Origin of the sequence: Pseudoalteromonas sp. SR41-7, assembly GCF_014163935.1 — a bacterium.
GTDB lineage: Bacteria > Pseudomonadota > Gammaproteobacteria > Enterobacterales > Alteromonadaceae > Pseudoalteromonas > Pseudoalteromonas distincta.
Genome location: NZ_JACJEF010000021.1, coordinates 15,363 through 36,362 on the forward strand (window position 1 = coordinate 15,363; position 21,000 = coordinate 36,362).

The 21,000-nt window shown below is 40.0% G+C and carries 16 protein-coding genes; 8 read left to right on the forward strand and 8 right to left on the reverse strand.

The genetic code is table 11. The annotated features are described in order from the left end of the window. Nucleotides 1–80 precede the first annotated feature (80 nt). Nucleotides 81–1,967, reverse strand: coding sequence for a transglycosylase SLT domain-containing protein (locus H5092_RS19330; protein WP_182734654.1), 1,887 nt, complete (start codon nucleotides 1,965–1,967; stop codon nucleotides 81–83). 192 nt (nucleotides 1,968–2,159) lie between these two features. Between H5092_RS19330 and fadB the strand changes: the two genes are divergently transcribed. The 3 genes from fadB (at nucleotide 2,160) to tusA (ending at nucleotide 6,025) form a co-directional block, all read left to right on the forward strand. Continuing rightward, on the forward strand, nucleotides 2,160–4,319 hold the full coding sequence (gene fadB, locus H5092_RS19335) for a fatty acid oxidation complex subunit alpha FadB (RefSeq protein ID WP_182734666.1): 2,160 nt from the start codon (nucleotides 2,160–2,162) through the stop codon (nucleotides 4,317–4,319). A 4-nt stretch (nucleotides 4,320–4,323) separates the two neighbouring features. After that, nucleotides 4,324–5,493 carry an acetyl-CoA C-acyltransferase FadA gene (gene fadA, locus H5092_RS19340; RefSeq protein ID WP_182734677.1) on the forward strand — a complete coding sequence of 390 codons (1,170 nt, stop codon included), beginning with the start codon at nucleotides 4,324–4,326 and terminating at the stop codon, nucleotides 5,491–5,493. A 292-nt stretch (nucleotides 5,494–5,785) separates the two neighbouring features. Beyond that, complete coding sequence (gene tusA, locus H5092_RS19345; protein ID WP_004335190.1) at nucleotides 5,786–6,025, forward strand: sulfurtransferase TusA; 240 nt, start codon at nucleotides 5,786–5,788, stop codon at nucleotides 6,023–6,025. A gap of 197 nt (nucleotides 6,026–6,222) precedes the next feature. Here the strand turns inward: tusA and H5092_RS19350 are convergent, their stop codons facing one another. From H5092_RS19350 to dnaA, 7 genes are all read right to left on the reverse strand, one after another. After that, complete coding sequence (locus tag H5092_RS19350; protein ID WP_182734681.1) at nucleotides 6,223–6,672, reverse strand: hypothetical protein; 450 nt, start codon at nucleotides 6,670–6,672, stop codon at nucleotides 6,223–6,225. 74 nt (nucleotides 6,673–6,746) lie between these two features. Further along, the gene (gene glyS, locus H5092_RS19355) at nucleotides 6,747–8,816 is read right to left on the reverse strand and encodes a glycine--tRNA ligase subunit beta (RefSeq protein ID WP_182734692.1); all 2,070 of its coding nucleotides are present in this window, start codon (nucleotides 8,814–8,816) and stop codon (nucleotides 6,747–6,749) included. Between the two features lies 1 nt (nucleotide 8,817). Next, a complete protein-coding gene (gene glyQ, locus H5092_RS19360; RefSeq protein WP_182734705.1) occupies nucleotides 8,818–9,720 on the reverse strand; it encodes a glycine--tRNA ligase subunit alpha in 903 nt (300 codons plus the stop codon). Between the two features lie 140 nt (nucleotides 9,721–9,860). Then, complete coding sequence (gene gyrB / locus H5092_RS19365; RefSeq protein ID WP_024597183.1) at nucleotides 9,861–12,287, reverse strand: DNA topoisomerase (ATP-hydrolyzing) subunit B; 2,427 nt, start codon at nucleotides 12,285–12,287, stop codon at nucleotides 9,861–9,863. A 12-nt stretch (nucleotides 12,288–12,299) separates the two neighbouring features. Then, nucleotides 12,300–13,394: a DNA replication/repair protein RecF gene (recF, locus tag H5092_RS19370; protein WP_024597182.1), complete on the reverse strand. Its 1,095-nt coding sequence runs from the start codon at nucleotides 13,392–13,394 to the stop codon at nucleotides 12,300–12,302. A 15-nt stretch (nucleotides 13,395–13,409) separates the two neighbouring features. Then, entirely contained in the window at nucleotides 13,410–14,513 is a 1,104-nt protein-coding gene (dnaN, locus tag H5092_RS19375) for a DNA polymerase III subunit beta (RefSeq protein ID WP_004335206.1), read from the reverse strand. Nucleotides 14,514–14,526: 13 nt separating this feature from the next. After that, a complete protein-coding gene (gene dnaA, locus H5092_RS19380) occupies nucleotides 14,527–15,909 on the reverse strand; it encodes a chromosomal replication initiator protein DnaA (protein WP_182734717.1) in 1,383 nt (460 codons plus the stop codon). 518 nt (nucleotides 15,910–16,427) lie between these two features. Here dnaA and rpmH point away from each other — a divergent pair. From rpmH to mnmE, 5 genes are all read left to right on the forward strand, one after another. After that, entirely contained in the window at nucleotides 16,428–16,562 is a 135-nt protein-coding gene (gene rpmH, locus H5092_RS19385) for a 50S ribosomal protein L34 (RefSeq protein WP_004335215.1), read from the forward strand. A gap of 7 nt (nucleotides 16,563–16,569) precedes the next feature. After that, on the forward strand, nucleotides 16,570–16,992 hold the full coding sequence (rnpA, locus tag H5092_RS19390; RefSeq protein ID WP_004335217.1) for a ribonuclease P protein component: 423 nt from the start codon (nucleotides 16,570–16,572) through the stop codon (nucleotides 16,990–16,992). Between the two features lie 129 nt (nucleotides 16,993–17,121). Continuing rightward, nucleotides 17,122–17,397 (forward strand): membrane protein insertion efficiency factor YidD, encoded by a 276-nt coding sequence (yidD, locus tag H5092_RS19395; RefSeq protein WP_004335219.1) that lies wholly within the window; start codon nucleotides 17,122–17,124, stop codon nucleotides 17,395–17,397. Nucleotides 17,398–17,405: 8 nt separating this feature from the next. After that, nucleotides 17,406–19,043 (forward strand): membrane protein insertase YidC, encoded by a 1,638-nt coding sequence (yidC, locus tag H5092_RS19400; RefSeq protein ID WP_024597181.1) that lies wholly within the window; start codon nucleotides 17,406–17,408, stop codon nucleotides 19,041–19,043. Between the two features lie 134 nt (nucleotides 19,044–19,177). Further along, nucleotides 19,178–20,542 (forward strand): tRNA uridine-5-carboxymethylaminomethyl(34) synthesis GTPase MnmE, encoded by a 1,365-nt coding sequence (mnmE, locus tag H5092_RS19405; protein WP_007584209.1) that lies wholly within the window; start codon nucleotides 19,178–19,180, stop codon nucleotides 20,540–20,542. Nucleotides 20,543–21,000: the final 458 nt, after the last annotated feature.

The window sequence follows — 21,000 nt, forward strand, 5'->3', positions numbered from 1 at the left end:
GGATATTTAACATGTAAACATCCCCCTTATTAATACCTATACCTATCGTGTTAAGTTATTGGTCGATTGGTATCATATATTCAACCGCCCATTTTCATTTCGAGAAGCGGCGCTAATGCATTACCTTCTCGGCCCATTCTTGTATGGTAAACCTGCCTGTACGCAAATACATTTTTTACGTAATCGCGGGTTTCGCGATACGGAATAAGCTCTACCCATAACTCAGCCGGAATAGCGTCATCAGGTAACCAACGCTTTATACGGTGATAACCCGCATTATAAGAAGCCGTAGCCAGCACTTCATTGCCATGGTTTTTCTTTTTTAAGTATTGTAAGTAACTCGTACCCAACCTAATATTTGTTTTAGGTTGATATAAACGACTACTTGTCACACTGCCTTTATTTACATACTCAGCAGTACTAGGTAATAACTGCATTAAACCACGCGCATTAGCATGCGAGCGTGCATCTGGCGCAAAAGAGCTTTCGCGCCTTGCAATAGCAATACTCCAAGCAACATCTATCTTGCTACGTTTACTGTAGCGCTCAAAAACATCTTGAAACGCAAACGGAAAACGTTGCTCTACATTATCCCATGCTTTAATTTTTGCTAAAGTAAAAATAGTACTGTCGTGCCAACCTAAATCGGTAGATAACTGTGATGCTGCCAGCTTTTCTTCATCGCTAGAGGTATCCGTTAAGTAATTCCATTCACGGCGCGCCGATGTAAAGCGCTCAATATCATAAAGTGCTTTTGCACGCTTAAAGCCTGGTGCATTACTCACTTTATCTACAAGTACCTTATCGACTGCTAAAGGCTGATTATTTAAATCAACGGGCAACCCCAAACGTGCTGCGGCTAAAAAGCCGTAATAATCACGATTAGCCGCTACTTTTTTCCAAATGGCGTCTGCTTTTTGTTGCTCGCCACGTTGTGCATAGCTATAAGCTAACCAATATTGCTGACCAAGACTTAAATTTTCTTTACCTGTAAAAAATGCAGCAATCCCTTCCCAATCTTGGGTTTTGAGCATATTGCCCAGTTGCCACTGAATAAGCTTGCTGTCTAGTCGCTCTTTTGGCACTTTATTTAGCCAAAAGCTCGCTTGTTTATGCCCGCTAGAGGCAAGTGACAATGCAAAAGTGTAATACACATCCGCTTTTTCTTCATCGCTGTACTTAAATATTTTTTCTAGCTTTTCCCATGCTTTTAAAGCTAGCTCTTTATCGCGCCAAACCAAACGCTTAACACCATAAATAGCTATTTGCCCTTCTTTAGCCGACTTGTTTTTATATCTATATAATCCAGCGGCTGCGCTTGGATCTTTTCGCACTTTTAAATATAAGTCAGCTAAGTAACGCTCCTTACTTGGTAATAAAGTTTTTAAGTAAGGTAATAAGCTTTGCGTTCCGCCTTGTGCAGCAAGTGTTACACGCTTCCAAACCGTTTCTTCTTTCATGTAGCCTTTTTTACGCCACGTAGAAAATAAACTATCACAACCATTAGGTTGCGATTTACCTACAGCCCATAAGTCGGTCACCTGATTTAGAATTGCCTTTTCGGGCGCACCTAAATCAAGCTGAAAATCTAAATAAGTACAAGTAAGCTCCGTATTAGACGTTTCACGATAGTTGCGGATATACGCCGCCTTTTCGTTGTTATCTTTTAAATACTCTAACCACGCTTTACGGACCGGCCACTCAAGCGGCGTATGCTGGTATATATTTAAATATTCTTCTATTTCTGCCTGATGTTTAATGCTCGGATGGCGTTGCCAATACGTTTTTTCAACATAAGGTTTTAACGGATGATTTAGGTTACTAACCGCTTGTTTAAAGTCTTGGTAACTGCCGTACCTTACTTTTTTTTCGGCATCTAAAAATGCATCGTTATCGTTACTTGCCTCGGCAGAATGAAGAGGAAAAATGAATGCAGCTGCCGCAACACTTAGTAAATATTTTTTCATAATGTCCTTTAATAAAAATTAAAGTTGTGAATAAAAACTTTTCAACCACCTTAGCACCAAACCAGCTATATTTTAACCAGTCGATTGTAACCGAGTTAAATTTTTCGTTGCATTTTTAATTTAAAGCAAGCACACTGATTGAAATGCAAACTCATCGTACCAGTCTTAGTTCGTCAACTAGGGAGAATAATAATGTTATATAAAAGCGATTCCTTTGAAGTTAGCTTCCTAAAGGAAAGCATCGCCGAGTTTAAGTTTTGTGTTGCAGGTTCTGTAAACACACTATCTCAAAAAACTCTTTCAGATTGCGCAGCAGCATTAAAAGAATTAGCCGCCAATACTGATATCAAAGGCATGATTTTTACCAGTGATAAAGACCACTTTATTATTGGTGCCGATATCTTCGAATTTTTACCTACATTTACTAAACCTGAAGAAGAATTAGTAGTGTGGATCAAAAACGCAACCGACGTTTTTGATGCAATTGAAGATTTACCATTCCCAACTCTAAGCGCTATAAACGGTATGGCACTTGGCGGTGGTTGTGAGTGGGCACTTGCTACTGATTATCGTGTGGCAAGCGAAACAGCTAAAATGGGCCTACCAGAAGTTAAACTTGGCATAATGCCAGGGTTTGGTGGCACAGTGCGCTTACCACGTATCATTGGCGCCGATAACGCGATGATGTGGATTACCTCAGGCGCAGAAAACCGCGCAGCAGATGCCCTTAAAGTAGGTGCGTTTGACGCGGTAGTTAGTGCTGACAAACTTCTAGAGTCAAGTGTATCAACACTTGAACTGGCGATTGCTGGCAAGCTAGATTGGCAAGCAAAACGCAACGTAAAACTACAGCCACTTAAATTAAACCGTGTTGAGCAAGGCATGAGCTTTGCTATGGCAGAAGGTATGGTAATGGGTAAAACCAAAGGCCACTATCCTGCACCGGTTATGGCTGTACGTACTATTAAAGCAGCGGCAAACTGTACTCGCGATGAAGCAATGGCAATCGAAAACGCTAACTTTGCTAAATTAGCACGTACACCAGAAGCAGCTGCACAAACTGGTATATTCCTAGCTGATCAATACATTAAAGGTAAAGCACGTAAATTTGCTAAGCACAGCGATGTAGAAATTAAACAAGCCGCTGTATTAGGTGCTGGTATTATGGGTGGCGGTATTGCATACCAGTCTGCTTATAAAGGCACACCTATTATAATGAAAGACATCCAACAAGATGCGCTTGATTTAGGTATGGGTGAAGCATCTAAATTGTTAGGTGCAAAAGTTAAGCGTGGCCACATGCCAATGGAAAAAATGTTGGCAACACTTAGCAAAATTAAACCAACACTTAACGAGTCAGACCTACAAAGTGCCAACATCATTGTTGAAGCCGTTGTAGAAAACCCTAAAGTTAAGCAAGCAGTACTCGCTGATCTTGAAAAGAACATGCCAGAAGGCACTGTACTTACTTCAAATACATCGACTATTTGTATTGATTTACTAGCACAAGCGCTAGATAAGCCAGAAAACTTCTGTGGTATGCACTTTTTCAACCCTGTGCCAAAAATGCCATTAGTAGAAATTATCCGTGGTGCAAAAACCTCAGATAAAACAATTAATGCAGTAGTTGATTACGCGCTTAAATTAGGTAAATCGCCAATTGTTGTTAACGATTGCCCAGGCTTTTTTGTAAACCGTGTTTTATTCCCTTACTTTGCAGGTTTTAGCAAATTAGTGGTTGAAGGCGCTAACTTTGCAAAAGTAGATAAAGTAATGGAAAACGTATTTGGCTGGCCTATGGGTCCGGCTTACCTACTTGATGTTGTAGGTATTGATACAGCGTTCCATTGTACTGGCGTAATGGCTGACGGTTTCCCTGAGCGTATGGCTCGTGCTGATAAAGACCCTGTGACTATTTTTGCCAACGAAAAACGTTTTGGACAAAAGAACAAAGCCGGTTTTTACAAATACGAAACAGATCGTCGCGGTCGTCTTAAAAAGTCTCATGACGAGACAGCAATTGAGCTACTAAGCCCAATCACAGACGCACCAAAAGAATTTGATAAACAAGAAATCATCGACCGTTGTATGATTCCAATGATTAACGAAGTGCTACTGTGTTTGCAAGAAGGCATTGTTGCCTCGCCGCAAGAAGCAGATATGGCATTAGTTTACGGTGTTGGTTTCCCTCCATTTAGAGGCGGCGCGTTCCGTTACTTAGATCAAACTGGTTTAGCTAACTTTGTTGCAGCAGCAGACAAATACGCTCACCTAGGTGCGATTTACCAAGTATCTGAACAAACTCGCAAGTGGGCCGAAGAAGGTCGTGTTTTCTATAAGGTGGAAGGTTAATATCATGAATAATCCAGTAATTGTAGATTGTATCCGCACACCAATGGGTCGCTCTAAAAGTGGTGTATTCAAACATAAACGTGCAGAAGACTTAAGCGCACATTTAATGAAAGGCTTACTAGATCGCAACCCTGCAGTTGATCCAGCATCAATTGACGATATTTATTGGGGTTGTGTACAACAAACATTAGAGCAAGGCTTTAACGTAGCACGTAACGCATCATTGCTTGCCGGTATTCCTCACAGCGTTCCTGCTGTTACGGTTAACCGTTTATGTGGCTCTTCTATGCAAGCATTGCATGACGCAGCACGCGCAATAATGACAGGCGCTGGCGACACTTACCTAATTGGTGGTGTTGAGCACATGGGTCACGTACCTATGACTCACGGCAACGACTTTCACCCAGGCTTAGCAACATCAATTGCACAAGCGTCTGGCTCTATGGGCTTAACAGCAGAATACCTTGCAACGCTTCATGGCATTACCCGTGAGCAACAAGATGAATTTGCTTACCGTTCACATCAACGTGCACAAGCTGCAACTGTTGAAGGCCGCTTCCGTCGCGAAATTTTAGCAATGGAAGGTCACGATGCAGATGGTTCGCTTATCTTAGTTGAAGACGACGAAGTAATTCGCCCAGAAACAACAGTAGAAGGTCTATCAAAGCTTCGCCCAGTATTTAATCCTGCATCAGGTACGGTAACAGCCGGTACTTCTTCAGCACTTTCTGACGGCGCATCTGCAATGTTAGTAATGAGCGAAGAAAAAGCAAAAGAACTTGGTTTACCAATTCGTGCGCGCATTAAAGCAATGGCAGTCGCTGGTTGCGATCCATCAATTATGGGTTACGGCCCAGTACCAGCAAGTAAAAAAGCACTTGCACAAGCCGGTATTACAATTGATGACCTAGGCGTAGTAGAACTTAACGAAGCCTTTGCAGCACAATCATTACCTGTAATGAAAGATTTAGGGTTAATGGATGTTGTTGACGAAAAAGTGAATTTAAATGGCGGCGCAATCGCACTTGGTCACCCACTGGGTTGTTCGGGTTCGCGTATTAGCACATCGCTTATTCACTTAATGGAAGACAAAAATGTACGATACGGTTTAGCAACTATGTGTATTGGTTTAGGCCAAGGCATTGCAACTGTATTTGAACGTGTTCAAGACTAATTAGTTTAAACATGTAAAACCATCTTGGTGATTAAAAAGGCGAACTGATTTTATTCAGTTCGCCTTTTTTATTAGCTTCAATTTATAAAACGTCCCTTTATCAAACAAGCATGTAACAGCGTAATTATGTGATCGGGCGTATTATTAAATAAAGCATTTTGAAACTGCTAAAAGCATTAAGTAAAATAGTTAAATTACACATAAAATTGCGTTAAACTGCCAAACTTATTAATTGCTATACCTAAGCACTCGCGTACACAGCAATCACTTTAATTAAACAGGCCAATTTATTATGAGCTTTGATAATCCCGATCACCAATTAGATGCCATAGGCCTTCGCTGCCCAGAGCCAGTAATGATGGTACGTGCTGCTATTCGTAAAATGAATGACGGTGAAACGTTATTAATAACTGCTGATGACCCGTCAACCACTCGCGATATTCCGAGCTTTTGTACGTTTATGGATCACACGCTGGTAGCTAAAGATGCAGAAGAAGCACCGTATAGATATGTGGTGAAGAAAGGGCTTTAAACTCACGTAGGTCGGGTTGAGTTTTACGAAACCCAACGTATTTAATAACCACCAAAATAGTTTTGTTCGCCACACATGTTGGGTTTCGCTTCACTCTACCCAAACGACTAAACCCCCTTGGTGTTAATGCTGAATAAATCCTACAACGTCCTTGTCACAAATCCATCAACCCACTAGGGCTATTAAATAGCTAAAAATCACTTCTTCGTTATCGTCACTTGTGGCTTATCGTAGTCACTGTAATCAATACTTACTATGTACGTGCCTTTTATTGCTGGTGTGAAACTAAAGTAGTTATAAATAGTATTACAGTCTGCGATAGCTGGCTGGCCCAGTGTTAGCTTTTGTCCTGCTGGTTGTGCGTCGCTGTAACCACAGTTGTAACCTTCACTAAAATCGGCATCGGCTATTTTAAATTCGTACACTTTACCTGGGGTCGAAAATTTAACTTGCGCTTGATAAAGCGCAGGGCCAACTGGCGCAAACTGATACTGGGATTCTGCATCCCACAGTGTAAAGTCGCCACGTAAGTAAATTGTGCGGTCAAGCTCTTGCTGTGGCAATACATCGTTAATCGAAATTTGGCTTGTACAGGCAGTAAGTAAACCAGCAATTGCTAAGGTTAAAATTCGTTTCATAGAAATCATCAATGGGTATCCTTTGCATACAGTGAAAACTAAAAAGCCAGCAAAACGCTGGCTTTTAAAATTGCTAATCGGTGTTATTTTTGTAAAACAGAAATATCTGCAATACCTAAAAACAATCCGCTTAACTGGCTTAATAGCGCAAGACGATTTTGCTTAACAGCTTCATCGTCGGCCATAACCATTACGTTGTCAAAAAAGTTATCAACACTTTCACGAATACCCGCCAATTGGCTTAATGCTTCTTGGTAGTTTCCATCTGCGTAAAGTGGTGCAAGGTCAGTGGCAAATTTTGCTACTTGTGATGCCAATACTTTTTCGGCGTCGTCGCTTAATAAGCTCTCATCAACACTACCTTGGCTGGTAATATCGTTTTTAGCCAGAATGTTACCTACACGCTTATTAGCTGCTGCAAGCGCTTCTGCTGCGTCTAATGTACGGAAGTGGCTTACGGCTTTAACACGGAGGTCAAAATCAACAGGTTTAGTCGGACGACGTGCAAGCACTGCTTGAATTACGTCTACTTCAATACCTTCGTCTTGATACCAAGCACGGAAGCGCCCTAGCATAAACTCAAATACGTCAGTTGATACATTTAAGTTAGTTAACTTGTCGCCAAACAATGTTTGCGATTTAGCTACTAGGTCTAAAATATCAAGTGGTAGTTCTTTTTCTACCATGATGCGCAGTGCACCAATAGCAGCACGACGAAGAGCAAATGGATCTTTGTCACCTTTAGGTGCTTGGCCTATACCAAAAATACCCACCAGCGTGTCAAACTTATCAGCAATCGCTACTGCGCAGCTAATTAAGTTTGTTGGTAAGTTATCCCCTGCAAAGCGTGGCATGTACTGCTCGTTTTGCGCTACGGCTACATCTTCGGCTTCACCATCGTGGCGAGCGTAATGCATTCCCATTACACCTTGCACGTCGGTAAATTCCATAACCATTTCAGTCATTAGGTCAGTTTTACTTAATAAGCCTGCACGCTGTGCTAGGTCTTTATCAGCACCTAATTGCTCAGCAATATAACCTGCAAGTTCACTAATGCGCTGAGACTTATCTTTAAGCGTACCAAGTTGCTTTTGGAACAATACGCTATCAAGCGACTCTAATCGGCTTTCTAGGGTTTTCTTTTTATCTGTTTCAAAGAAGAACTGTGCATCGGCTAAACGCGGGCGCACTACTTTTTCGTTACCAGAAATAACCACACTTGGATCTTTACTTTCGATGTTAGATACAAACAAAAACTTATTTAAAAGTTTGCCGTTTTGATCTAATAACGGGAAATATTTTTGATCGTCTTTCATGGTGTAAATTAACGCTTCGGCTGGTACATCTAAAAATGCTTCTTCAAATGTTGCCGTTAAAGTAACTGGCCACTCTACAAGTGATGTTACTTCTTCTAGTAAATCTTCATCCATTGCAACAACAGCGTTAACTGCGCTTGCAGCCTCTTCTATTTGTGCTCGAATTTGCGCTTTACGTTGCTCGTAATCAGCAATAACGTAAGCAGATTTAAGTACGTCAAAAACGTCATCTGCATGGTTAATGCTAATTTTTTCTGGGTGATGAAAACGATGACCTTGAAGCTGGTTAGTTATTTGCTTACCAAGAATTTCGCCTTCAAGTAGCTCATCACCAAATAAGATAGTGACTGTATGCACAGGGCGAATAAATTGTGTTTTATTCGCGCCCCAACGCATTGGTTTAGGGATTGGTAATTTACTTAATGCTTTTGTGATTGCATCTGTCATTAGGGTTTTAGTTTCTTGCCCTGCTACTTTAGCAATGTGCAATAACCAAGCGCCTTTATCGGTTTCAAGTGTTTGTGCGTCTTTTACTTCAATACCACAACCACGTGCCCAACCCATTGCTGCTTTTGTTGGGTTACCTTCGCTGTCAAACGCTGCCTTTGTTGCTGGGCCACGCTTTTCAACTTCTTTGTCTTGTTGCTTAGCTTCAAGCGCTTTTACTTGTAAACCCAAACGACGAGGCGATGCATACCAGCTTACGCCTTGGTGTGCTAATTCTAATGTTTCTAGCTCTTGAGTTAAGTTTGCAGCAAAGGCTTCTGCTAATTTACGCAATGCTTTTGGTGGTAACTCTTCAGTGCCAATTTCTACTAATAAATTTTGTGCTGACATTTTACTTATCCTTACACAGCGGGAAACCAAGCGCTTCACGTTTGTCATAGTAACTTTGTGCACACGCTTTTGATAACGCACGAACGCGTAAAATATAACGCTGACGTTCGGTTACCGAAATTGCGTGGCGTGCGTCTAGTAAGTTAAATGCGTGCGATGCTTTCATTACTTGCTCGTATGCAGGTAGTGGTAAATTAGCTTCAATTAACTTTTGGCTTTCTGCTTCACACTTATCAAACTGTGCAAATAAGTCTTCTACGTTTGCATGTTCAAAATTATAAGTAGATTGCTCTACTTCATTTTGATGGAACACGTCGCCGTATGTTACGCGCCCTAGTGTACCGTCTGCCCATACTAGGTCGTAAATGCTATCTACGCCTTGAATGTACATTGCTAAACGCTCTAGGCCGTAAGTAATTTCGCCTGTTACTGGTGAGCACTCTAAGCCACCCACTTGTTGAAAGTAGGTAAACTGCGTTACTTCCATGCCGTTTAACCAAATTTCCCATCCCAAGCCCCATGCGCCTAGCGTAGGTGATTCCCAGTTATCTTCTACAAAGCGAACTTCGTGAGTAAGGGTATCAATACCCATTGCCGCTAATGAGCCTAAGTAAAGCTCTTGGATGTTATCTGGCGATGGCTTTAAAACTACCTGGAATTGGTAGTAATGTTGTAGGCGATTTGGGTTTTCACCATAGCGGCCATCCGTAGGACGACGACACGGCTGAACGTACGCGCTCGACATTGGCTCTGGACCAATAGACTTTAAAAATGTTTGCGGGTGAAATGTCCCGGCGCCCACTTCCATATCAAGTGGTTGAATAATGACACAGCCTTGCTGCGCCCAATAATCCTGTAAAGCCAGGATCAAACCTTGAAAGGTTTTTACGTCATATTTTTGCATATTTGGCTTTTTACTATCTAAGAAGTAGCGTGAAAATTACCCTTAGTATACCGTGTGTACACTCAGGTTTTAAGCAGTTTGTGTAATTGAAAAAATAAAAAAGGAGCCATTAGGCTCCTTTTTCGGTGCAAGTGATATTTTTACACGTCTAGATTAACTACGCGTAGAGCGTTAGTTTCGATAAACTCTCTACGAGGCTCTACTTGATCACCCATTAAGGTGGCAAATAATTGATCCGCGCCAACAGCATCTTCAATCGTTACTTGTAACATACGACGAGCACTAGGATCCATTGTCGTTTCCCAAAGCTGGCTTGGGTTCATTTCACCCAGTCCTTTATAGCGTTGAATGTAGATCCCGCGCTTAGATTCTGTGATCAACCATTCCAAAGCATCCACAAAGTTATCAACAGGTTTTGTTTTCTCACCACGTTGAATATAAGCACCTTCTTTTAGGATGTTTGCAATGTTAGTACCAGTCACAGCAATGCGTTGGTAGTCACGTGATGCAATAAAGTCATAATGAAGTACATGTGCTTTATCAACACCGTGCTGACGAATATTCACAACCGGGTAATACATATTACGCTCAGCGTCAAACTCTGTGCCTGCATGGAAAATAGTTGCATCTTCATCACGTGCAATCAGGTCATCAACTAACTCTTTTGTCCAAGCAATTACTTTAGCTTCGTCAGAAAGGTCATCAGTTTTCAACTCTGTTTGATAGATTAAGCGCTCCATTACTGTGTTAGGATATTTACGCTTTAAACGCTCAATAACTTTAACTGTATTTTGGTAATCGTGAACGACTTTCTCAAGCGCTTCACCTTCTAGCGCAGAAGCATCTGCACTTGGATATAAAGCAGCATTATTAAGTGCAAGCGACGTTAAGTATTCTACTAATGCAGGATCATCTTTAATATAACGCTCTTGCTTACCTTTTTTCACTTTATAAAGTGGTGGTTGAGCAATATAAATATAACCGCGCTCTACAATTTCAGGCATTTGACGATAGAAGAATGTTAGTAGTAACGTACGAATGTGAGAACCATCCACGTCCGCATCGGTCATGATGATGATACGGTGATAACGTAATTTCTCAGGGTTATATTCGTCACGACCAATACCACACCCTAATGCAGTAATTAGTGTTGCTACTTCTTGCGAAGATAGCATTTTATCAAAACGTGCTTTTTCTACGTTTAATATTTTACCTTTAAGCGGAAGAATAGCTTGGTTTTTACGGTTACGTCCCTGCTTGGCTGATCCGCCAGCAGAGTCCCCTTCCACTATATATAGTTCAGATTGGGCTGGGTCTTTTTCTTGGCAATCAGCTAGCTTACCTGGTAAGCCTGCTAAGTCCATTGCACCTTTACGTCGTGTCATTTCACGGGCTTTACGCGCCGCTTCACGAGCACGTGAGGCATCAATAATCTTACCTACAACAATTTTGGCATCAGTTGGGTTTTCTAGTAAAAACTCAGTGAATTTTTCAGCCATTGCTTGTTCAACCGCAGATTTAACTTCACTTGATACTAGCTTATCTTTAGTTTGTGATGAGAACTTAGGATCAGGAACTTTAACACTAACAACAGCCGTTAAGCCTTCACGGGCATCATCACCGGTAGCATTGCTGGTTGTTTTGGCTTTTTTGTTAAAGCCTTCTTTTTCCATGTAGTTATTAAGTGTACGTGTTAGCGCTGATCTAAAACCGGCTAAGTGAGTACCACCATCACGTTGTGGAATATTATTTGTGAAACAGTAAATGTTTTCTTGGTATGCATCATTCCACTGCATTGATACTTCAACACTAATACCATCTTCTTCACGTTCGTGAGTAAAATGGAACACACCTTTATGTATAGGTGTTTTATTACGGTTTAAGTATTCTACGAAAGCTTGAATACCGCCTTCATATTTAAAGTGGTCAGATTTATTTTCTTCACGCTCATCATTTAAGATGATGCTCACACCTGAGTTTAGGAATGAAAGCTCGCGTAAACGCTTAGCTAAAATGTCGTAATGAAAATCTAAATTTGTGAATGTTTCAGCGCTTGGCCAAAAACGTAATTCTGTACCAGTTGTTTCTGAGTCACCAATTACAGCTAAAGGTGCATCTGGAACACCCATAGTATAAAACTGCTCATGAAGCTTACCTTCACGACGAACAGTCAGTTTTAGTTTTTCTGAAAGTGCATTTACAACAGAAACACCAACACCGTGTAAGCCACCTGATACTTTATAAGAGTTATCATCAAACTTACCACCGGCATGAAGTACCGTCATAATAACTTCGGCTGCAGATACGCCTTCTTCTTCATGGATAGAAGTTGGGATACCACGACCGTTATCTCGAACTGAGACAGAACCGTCTAAGTGAATCGTTACATAAATATCATCACAATGACCTGCTAAGGCTTCATCGATCGAGTTATCAACGACCTCAAACACCATGTGGTGTAAGCCTGTGCCATCATCGGTGTCCCCAATATACATTCCAGGACGCTTTCTTACTGCGTCTAATCCTTTAAGTACTTTAATACTCGACGAGTCATAATTCTCAGACATGGTTAATCCCACTTATCTTGTTATTAGGTTGCCATGTTTCACGTGGAACATTTGTAGTTCTCGTTGCATGGGTTCCACCACAGCAGAAATACTTTCAGATAAAATTGAAGAGATAAAAATTTGAGAACTGCAGTGAGCAAGTAATTGTCCCACTTTCTCTTTTGTATCTTCGCCTAATTCTGAAGGTAGATCATCTATTAGCAATATAGATTGCTTATCTGTCTCTGACTCAATTAAGCTATTTTGCGTAACTTTCAACGCATACAATAATAGCTTCAATTGACCGCGTGAGAATGTATTCTCCACACTATTGCCAGCGACACTAAAACTAAAATCGGCCTTATGAGGGCCTTTACTTGTAAACCCTTGGCGAGCATCTCGCTCAAAGTTTTGCTCTAACGCATCTGCAAGAGATTCAGTCTCTTTCCAGCCTGCGCTAAAGGTCATTTCTAAATCACGTACAAGCGTTAATTCTGCACACATTTTATCAAAAAATTGCTGCTTAAACCTACTTATATACGCCAATCTTAATTTATTTATTTCTTCAGCCAGTCTAACAAATTCTTTGTCCCAAAACTTAATTTGGTCAAAATAATTCTTGGGCTTAGTTTTTAATAATGCATTACGTTGTTTAAGTACTTTATTAAATGATTGCCACAAAAAAAAGAACTCATGTTCCACGTGGAACAAACCTAAATCTAAAAACTTTCTCCGCTCTTTAGGTCCACCAAAAAACAAAGAATAACTCTCTGGTGTAATAATTTGTACAGGCATAAGTTGAGCGAGTTCTGATATCTTACGACTCGCCTTACCTTGAATTTTTAGATTGGTCTCACCCGTTTGCGTTTTACTAATACCAATTGGAATTGATAAATCGTGTATTGTTTTACGCCCGTGAATTACAAATTGCTCTTGCTGGTGCGCAATAATACTCTTGTGTTTTGGAGTACGAAAGGATTTGCCATGAGAAAGGTAATATATAGCCTCTAAAAGGCTGGTTTTTCCGCTGCCATTTTCACCATAAATTATATTAACGCCGTTGACTGGTTCTAGCGTCAGCGCCTCAATATTACGAAAATATTTGAGGCTCAAATGACTTAAGCTCATTATGTATTTATAGTCTTATAAACGCATAGGCATAACAACGTACATTGCTTCTTCATCGCCTGCACCTTCAATTAATGCACTGCTGTTTGAGTCGGCTAATGTAAATAGTACGTCTTCTGTTTTTAATGTGTTTAGTACATCTAATACGTAAGACACGTTGAATCCTATTTCTAGGTCCGCGCCTTCGTAACTTACTTCAACAACTTCTTCAGCTTGTTCTTGCTCTGGGTTATTGGCAGTAATTTTTAATAAACCGTTTGATAGGTTTAAGCGTACACCACGAAATTTTTCATTCGATAAAATAGACACTCGTTGAAACGCATTTCGTAACCATTCTCGGTTAGCTGTAATTACTTTGTCGCCACCACGTGGTAATACACGACGGTAATCAGGAAAGCGTCCATCAACTAGCTTACTTGTAAATGTAAACTCAATATCAATAATACGGATATGGTTAGCACCAAACTGAATTGTTACCAATTCGTCGTCAGCTACCATAAGGCGCATAATTTCTTGCACACCTTTGCGAGGTATAATTAATTGACGTTGAGTGTTAAGCGATTGCGTTAATTGCTTTTGTGCAATAGCTAAACGGTGACCATCTGTTGCTACTGTTTTTATGTCTGTATTATCTACTTCAAAAGACATACCGTTTAAGTAATAACGTACGTCTTGATTCGCCATCGAAAAATGCGTGCTTTCAAGTAACTTACGAAGCTCTAAACGAGTTAGTTGAAATTCAACCTCACCATCCCACTGCTCTAAATTAGGAAAATCATCAGCTGATAAAGTCGTTAATGAAAAACGGCTTTTACCACTGGTTAAAAGTAATTGGTGCTCTTGCAAGCTTAAAGTAATGTCTGAACCGTCTGGTAGACTTTTACAAATATCGAGTAACTTTTTAGCGGGTAACGTTAGTTTTGTATCGGCAATATCATCACCTACAAATACGCCAGAAACTAATTCAATTTCAAGGTCAGTACCCGTCATTGAAAGTTGTCCGTTTTCTACCACTAACAAAACGTTAGATAAGATTGGTAGCGTGTGTTTGCGCTCTATTGCGCCCGACACTTGCACCAATGGCTTTAAAAATTGTTGTCTTGATATTGTTATTTGCATAATAAAGTCAGCCCTAAGATGACAATGTTCTTATTAAGTTTTGGTAATCTTCTTTAATTTCGTGGCTTTCGTCACGTAGTGATTTTATCTTACGACATGCGTGTAATACGGTCGTATGATCGCGTCCACCAAATGCGTCACCAATCTCAGGTAAGCTGTGATTAGTTAATTCTTTAGATAATGCCATGGCAACTTGGCGTGGCCTTGCTATAGAGCGGCTGCGGCGCTTAGACAATAGATCTGACACTCGAATTCGGTAGTACTCAGCAACGGTGCGCTGAATATTATCTATCGTAACCAGCTTATCTTGCAAGGCAAGTAAATCGCGTAGTGCTTCTTTTACAAAATCAATCGAAATTGGACGACCTGTAAAATTAGCATTAGCAATTACACGGTTAAGTGCGCCTTCTAGTTCACGTACATTTGAACGTAATTTTTTGGCGATAAAAAAGGCAACTTCATGTGGTAAGTTAATCTTACTTTGCTGTGCTTTTTTCATCAAAATAGCAACGCGAGTTTCAAGCTCTGGTGGCTCAATCGCGATTGTTAATCCCCAACCAAAACGTGATTTAAGACGGTCTTCGACCCCTTCAATCTCTTTTGGATAACGGTCAGAGGTTAAAATAATTTGTTGGTTGCCTTCAAGCAATGCATTAAAGGTATGAAAAAACTCTTCTTGTGAACGCTCTTTATTAGCAAAAAATTGAATATCATCAATCATTAATGCGTCAACACTGCGGTAATAACGCTTAAATTCTTCTATCGCATTATTTTGCAGTGCCTTTACCATATCTTGAACAAAGCGTTCTGAATGCATGTAAACAATTTTAGCATCTGGCTTGTTTGCCATAATGCCGTTACCTACTGCATGTAATAAGTGAGTTTTACCTAAACCAGTACCACCGTAAATAAATACAGGGTTAAAAGCAGAGCCAGGATTATCGGCAACTTGAGTGGCCGCTGCTTTTGCTAATTGGTTTGATTTACCCTCAACAAAGCTGTCAAAGGTATAATTTTCTTTAATGTTAGATTTGTAACCTGACTTAGGTGCAGGTTCAACAACAGGCTTTTGCTCACGAGGCTGTTGTTTTGTAGAAGCTTGTGGTGCTGATTGTGTTTCTATAACCGGTGCAGCTTGTGAATTTAATAAAGGCTTACTACCTACATCAAAACGTAGCTTTGGTGCTTCAACACCACAAATTTCTACTAATAATTCGTTAATTCTATTTAGGTACTTTTCTCTTACCCAATCAAGCACAAAGCGATTAGGTGCATAAATCGTCAAGGTATCTTCGGTACTTTCTGCTTGTAGTGGTCTTACCCACATACTGAATTGCTGCGAAGGCAGCTCATCTTGCAATACATATAAACAACTTTGCCAAACCGACAGATACACAGTTAAACTCCCAGAGATATAATTTTTATTCCCGCACATCATTAATGATTATAAATCATACATTTATTGCGTTCAAATGGTCCAATAAGCGACCCAAGACCGCGTATTATGAAGGCACTTTATCCACAAGTAAAAGATTGATTTTTATAAAATTGTTGATATCGATGTATAAAATCATTAACAATCTGATTTAAAACAGTTTTTATTTTAGATCCGAAGAGGAGATCATAACAAAATAACACCAAGATCGCGAACCAAATTTACGATCCAATTTTCTTTTCCCCCGCTTTTATTCACTTTTTATACAGGGGCTGTGGAAAACTTCTTATTTATGATGATCCTATCAGATCGCTCTACATGATCTCTTTATGGACCATAAGTAGGCTATATACTGCGAACGTAATTATGATTGACTTTACGTTACTTACTCTATAATATCTCGCGCTCGCAATGGCACCTATGCCAGGATCGCGACCTGTATAGGATGTTTTAACTTTAACCGATCGGATGAGATTGTTATGAAAAGAACTTTTCAACCTAGCGTTTTAAAACGCAAACGTGCACACGGCTTCCGTGCTCGCATGGCAACTGTAAATGGCCGTAAAGTATTAGCACGTCGCCGCGCTAAAGGCCGCAAAGTTCTTTCTGCTTAATTTATAAGTGGAAGACTTTAGCTTTGGCAGGGAGTTACGTCTGTTAACTCCCTCGCATTACTCTCGCATATTTAATGAACCCGCTCGGGCTGCAACTCCTTTCTTTACTCTATTAGCTAAACCAAATGACCAAGAAAAACCTCGGTTAGGTCTTACTGTTGCTAAAAAACGCGTAAAAAAGGCATGCCAACGAAACCGTATTAAACGTCTCGCTCGCGAAAGTTTTCGTTTAAATCAACACAGCATCGATAATATTGATATTGTGCTTATGGTGAAAAGTGGTATTGATGAACAGTCTAATGAAGAATTAACCAAACAACTTACTAAATTATGGCGAAAAATTAACGAACGCTGTAAACCAGGTGCACCTAAACCGCCACCTTTTAAGAAACGCCCAAACAAATCAGCTAAATCTAATAAACAAACCTAATTGCAATAGAATTGCAGGGTTAATTAATGTATCTTTAGCTCACCTTTTAATCATGCATTTAAAATTTCTAATTGAGTCTTTAAATACATGATATCTATCTCACTAAACTTAAGTAGGGGCATAAACATCATGAGGTTAATTAAACCACTTGTTGCTTTTCCTAAGATTTGTTTAGTGTTATTTATCCGCGGTTATCAAAAGTGGATTAGCCCGCTGTTAGGTCCGCATTGTCGTTTTAATCCAAGCTGCTCACATTATGCAATTCAAGCAATTAATTTGCATGGATTTATAAAAGGTAGTTGGTTAGCTTTAAAACGCATATTAAAATGCCATCCTTTACATTCAGGTGGAGACGACCCCGTACCTGAAAAATTAACCCATATTAACCACCAACACGAGAAATAAGAGCTGTTATGGAATCGCAACGCACGTTTTTATTAATTGGCCTAATGCTAGTGTCGTTTTTATTGTTCCAAGAATGGGATAATGATTACAACAAGCCTAAAGCCGATCCAAGTGCCACAACACAAACACTACAAGCAAATTCACCAGAGTCGGATGATTATATTCCTTCATCGTCAGATTCAGGTTTACCCGCTTCAGCAACTTTAGCTAAACGTTCAGTTATTGAAATCACAACTGACGTTTTTAAAGTTAAAATTGACACCAAAGGCGGTGACATTGTTGAAACAGACCTTCTTCAATACGAAGAAACAAAAGGAAGTGAAACACCTTATATGCTTCTTGGTCAGCTTGATAGTGGCAAACAATACTTTTCACAAAGTGGCTTAATTGGCTTAAATGGCCCTGACGCATCAGCTAACGGTCGCCCTACTTATAGTACCGAACAAAAATCATATACCTTAACGGGTGATGAGCTTCGCGTTCCACTTCAGTTTACTGATAGTAATGGTGTTAGTTTTACTAAAACATACGTATTCAAAAAAGGTCAGTATGACGTAGGCTTAGAATACAAAATTAACAACACTACCAGCGCACCTCTTCAAGTACAGCTATACACGCAAATTAAGCGTACCGTACAAGAAAAAGGTAGCATGGTTGATCAAAACTATTTAGGTGCTGCATACGGTACTGACGAAGAACCATACGAAAAGTATAGTTTTTCAGATATGGCTGATAAAAACCTAAACAAAAACACGCAAGGTGGTTATGTTGCATTTATACAACATTACTTTGTAAGTGCTTGGGTTCCAATGCAGGATCAAACAAATACAATTTATAGCTTAATTACAAAAAGTAATGCCGCTATTATTGGTGCTAAAGATCCCGCTGTAAATATTCAAGCTGGTAGTGAGCAAACACTAACTGCTACTTATTATATGGGTCCGAAAGAGTCAGATATTCTTGAAGCGATTCACCCAGACTTAGACTTAACTGTAGATTACGGTTGGTTATGGTTTATTTCGCAACCTTTATTTGTATTGCTAAAATGGCTACATAGCATTTTAGGTAACTGGGGTGTAGCAATTATTGCCATCACTATTATCGTTAAATCGTTAATGTACCCACTTACTAAAGCGCAATACACTTCAATGGCAAAAATGCGTGCGCTACAGCCTAAAATGGCAGCTCTTAAAGAAAAGTTTGGTGACGACCGTCAAAAGTTCGGCCAAGCAACTATGGAAATGTACAAAAAAGAAAAAGTTAACCCAATGGGTGGCTGTTTCCCTATTTTGCTACAAATGCCAATTTTCTTAGCCTTGTTCTACGTATTCTTAGAGTCAACTGAACTTCGCCATGCTGAATTTATTTTTTGGTTAACAGACCTTTCTGCACAAGACCCGTACTACGTATTACCAATCTTATTTGGTGCGAGTATGTTTGTGACGCAAAAACTTCAGCCTATGACGGTAACTGATCCAATGCAGCAAAAAATGATGACCTTTATGCCGGTTATCTTCTCTGTATTCTTCTTATGGTTCCCATCGGGTTTAGTTCTTTACTGGTTAGTGTCTAACCTTATTTCTATTGTCCAGATGTTAATCATCTACCGTGGCATGGAAAAGAAAGGAATTAAAGTAAGAGGCTAACTAAGCTCCTACTTATATAAAGGCGACTTCGGTCGCCTTTTTTATTGCCTGTTTTTCACCAGAGTATTCGCGAGTGTTTATTTCATAGGTTACAATACCGCCATAAAGTTACTTATCGTTGGCAAATTAATAGCATGATCAATCAAGATACAATTGCAGCACAAGCAACTGCCCCAGGACGTGGTGGTGTTGGTATTATTCGCGTTTCAGGCAGCCTTGCTAAAAGTGTCGCCGAAAAAGTAGTAGGTAAAATTCCTAAAGTTCGCTACGCCGATTACGTGCCATTTAAAAGCCTAGCTGGCGAGCAACTTGACCAAGGTATTGCCATTTACTTTGCAGGTCCTAACTCATTTACTGGTGAAGACGTACTTGAATTACAAGGCCACGGCGGTCCTGTAGTACTTGATATGCTACTTAAAGAAATTAGTAAAATAGAGGGCGTTCGTTTAGCAAAGCCTGGTGAGTTTTCTGAACGCGCATTTATGAATGACAAGCTTGATTTAACACAAGCAGAGGCCATCGCCGACTTAATTAATGCTACAAGCGAACAAGCTGCCAAAAGCGCCCTACAGTCTCTCCAAGGTGAATTTTCTAAACACATAGAAACGCTTGTAGAAAAAGTAATTCACTTACGTATGTATGTAGAAGCGGCAATAGATTTTCCTGATGAAGAAATTGATTTTTTATCAGACGGTAAAGTGTCAGGCGACTTAGACGCTATTATTACTCAGCTTAACACTGTAACCAACCAAGCCAAGCAAGGCAGCATCATGCGCGAAGGTATGCGTGTTGTTATTGCTGGTCGCCCAAATGCCGGTAAATCAAGCCTACTAAACGCCCTAGCCGGTCGTGAAGCTGCAATCGTAACAGAAATAGCCGGTACCACTCGCGACGTACTACGAGAGCATATACATATAGATGGTATGCCACTGCATATTATAGATACCGCAGGCCTACGAGAGAGCCCTGACCGCGTAGAACAAATAGGTATTGAACGGGCGTGGGATGAAATAAACCAAGCCGATCGCGTTTTATTTATGCTTGATGGCACTGACACTATAGATACTGACCCGCATAAAATTTGGCCTGAATTTATGGCCAAATTACCAGAAGGTATGGGGGTTACGGTCATCAGAAATAAAGCTGATTTATCGGGTGATATAGTCGGAATGGAGCAAGAGCAACAATACCCGGTCATCAGCTTAAGTGCTAAAAATGCTGACGGTATTGAACTTGTTCGCGAGCATTTAAAAGCCTGTATAGGCTTTCAAGGCGCAACAGAGGGTGGCTTTATGGCGCGCCGTCGTCATTTGGATGCACTAGAGAGTGCTGCGTATCATTTAGAAACAGGTAAAACACAATTAGAAATGCACATTGCTGGTGAAATATTGGCTGAAGAACTGCGTTTAACACAGCAGTATTTAAACGAAATAACCGGTGAATTTACCTCAGACGACTTACTTGGCAAGATATTTAGCTCATTTTGTATTGGTAAATAAGCACCTTATTACAGATATATGTTTATTATAAGAGCACTTAGGTGCTCTTTTTTTATGTAAAATATTCACTATAAAATATGTATTTGTACCGTCAATCCCAGCCAGTTCTGCCAATAAAATCATACCCAAAGCGATAATTATTACCAGCCAGATCATGTAGATTAGACAGTGAAAAGAGCCTTTAAGTAAGGTATTAATAGCGCAAGTAACACCCATTTTAAGGTCAAAACCGATACATATTTCAAACAAAAATACGTTTTAAAATCGTTATCCTCCACACAAAAGTTAGTTATAAATAGCTTTTTTATAATTACCTAGCTCATAAAAACTAATGTTATTTGCTCAATTTAAGAGCTAAAACGTGACGATAAACACTCTAAATAATCAACTTTATACAACATATGGACAGACGATCACTGCGGCTTTTTAATAAAAATGACTCGAGATTTGAGTGCATC

Coding starts and splice junctions, on each gene's coding strand:
- H5092_RS19330 (WP_182734654.1), bottom strand. CDS start 1,967: ATGAAAAAATATTTACTAAGTGTTGCGGCAGCTGCATTCATTTTTCCT.
- fadB (WP_182734666.1), top strand. CDS start 2,160: ATGTTATATAAAAGCGATTCCTTTGAAGTTAGCTTCCTAAAGGAAAGC.
- fadA (WP_182734677.1), top strand. CDS start 4,324: ATGAATAATCCAGTAATTGTAGATTGTATCCGCACACCAATGGGTCGC.
- tusA (WP_004335190.1), top strand. CDS start 5,786: ATGAGCTTTGATAATCCCGATCACCAATTAGATGCCATAGGCCTTCGC.
- H5092_RS19350 (WP_182734681.1), bottom strand. CDS start 6,672: ATGATTTCTATGAAACGAATTTTAACCTTAGCAATTGCTGGTTTACTT.
- glyS (WP_182734692.1), bottom strand. CDS start 8,816: ATGTCAGCACAAAATTTATTAGTAGAAATTGGCACTGAAGAGTTACCA.
- glyQ (WP_182734705.1), bottom strand. CDS start 9,720: ATGCAAAAATATGACGTAAAAACCTTTCAAGGTTTGATCCTGGCTTTA.
- gyrB (WP_024597183.1), bottom strand. CDS start 12,287: ATGTCTGAGAATTATGACTCGTCGAGTATTAAAGTACTTAAAGGATTA.
- recF (WP_024597182.1), bottom strand. CDS start 13,394: ATGAGCTTAAGTCATTTGAGCCTCAAATATTTTCGTAATATTGAGGCG.
- dnaN (WP_004335206.1), bottom strand. CDS start 14,513: ATGCAAATAACAATATCAAGACAACAATTTTTAAAGCCATTGGTGCAA.
- rpmH (WP_004335215.1), top strand. CDS start 16,428: ATGAAAAGAACTTTTCAACCTAGCGTTTTAAAACGCAAACGTGCACAC.
- yidD (WP_004335219.1), top strand. CDS start 17,122: ATGAGGTTAATTAAACCACTTGTTGCTTTTCCTAAGATTTGTTTAGTG.
- yidC (WP_024597181.1), top strand. CDS start 17,406: ATGGAATCGCAACGCACGTTTTTATTAATTGGCCTAATGCTAGTGTCG.
- mnmE (WP_007584209.1), top strand. CDS start 19,178: ATGATCAATCAAGATACAATTGCAGCACAAGCAACTGCCCCAGGACGT.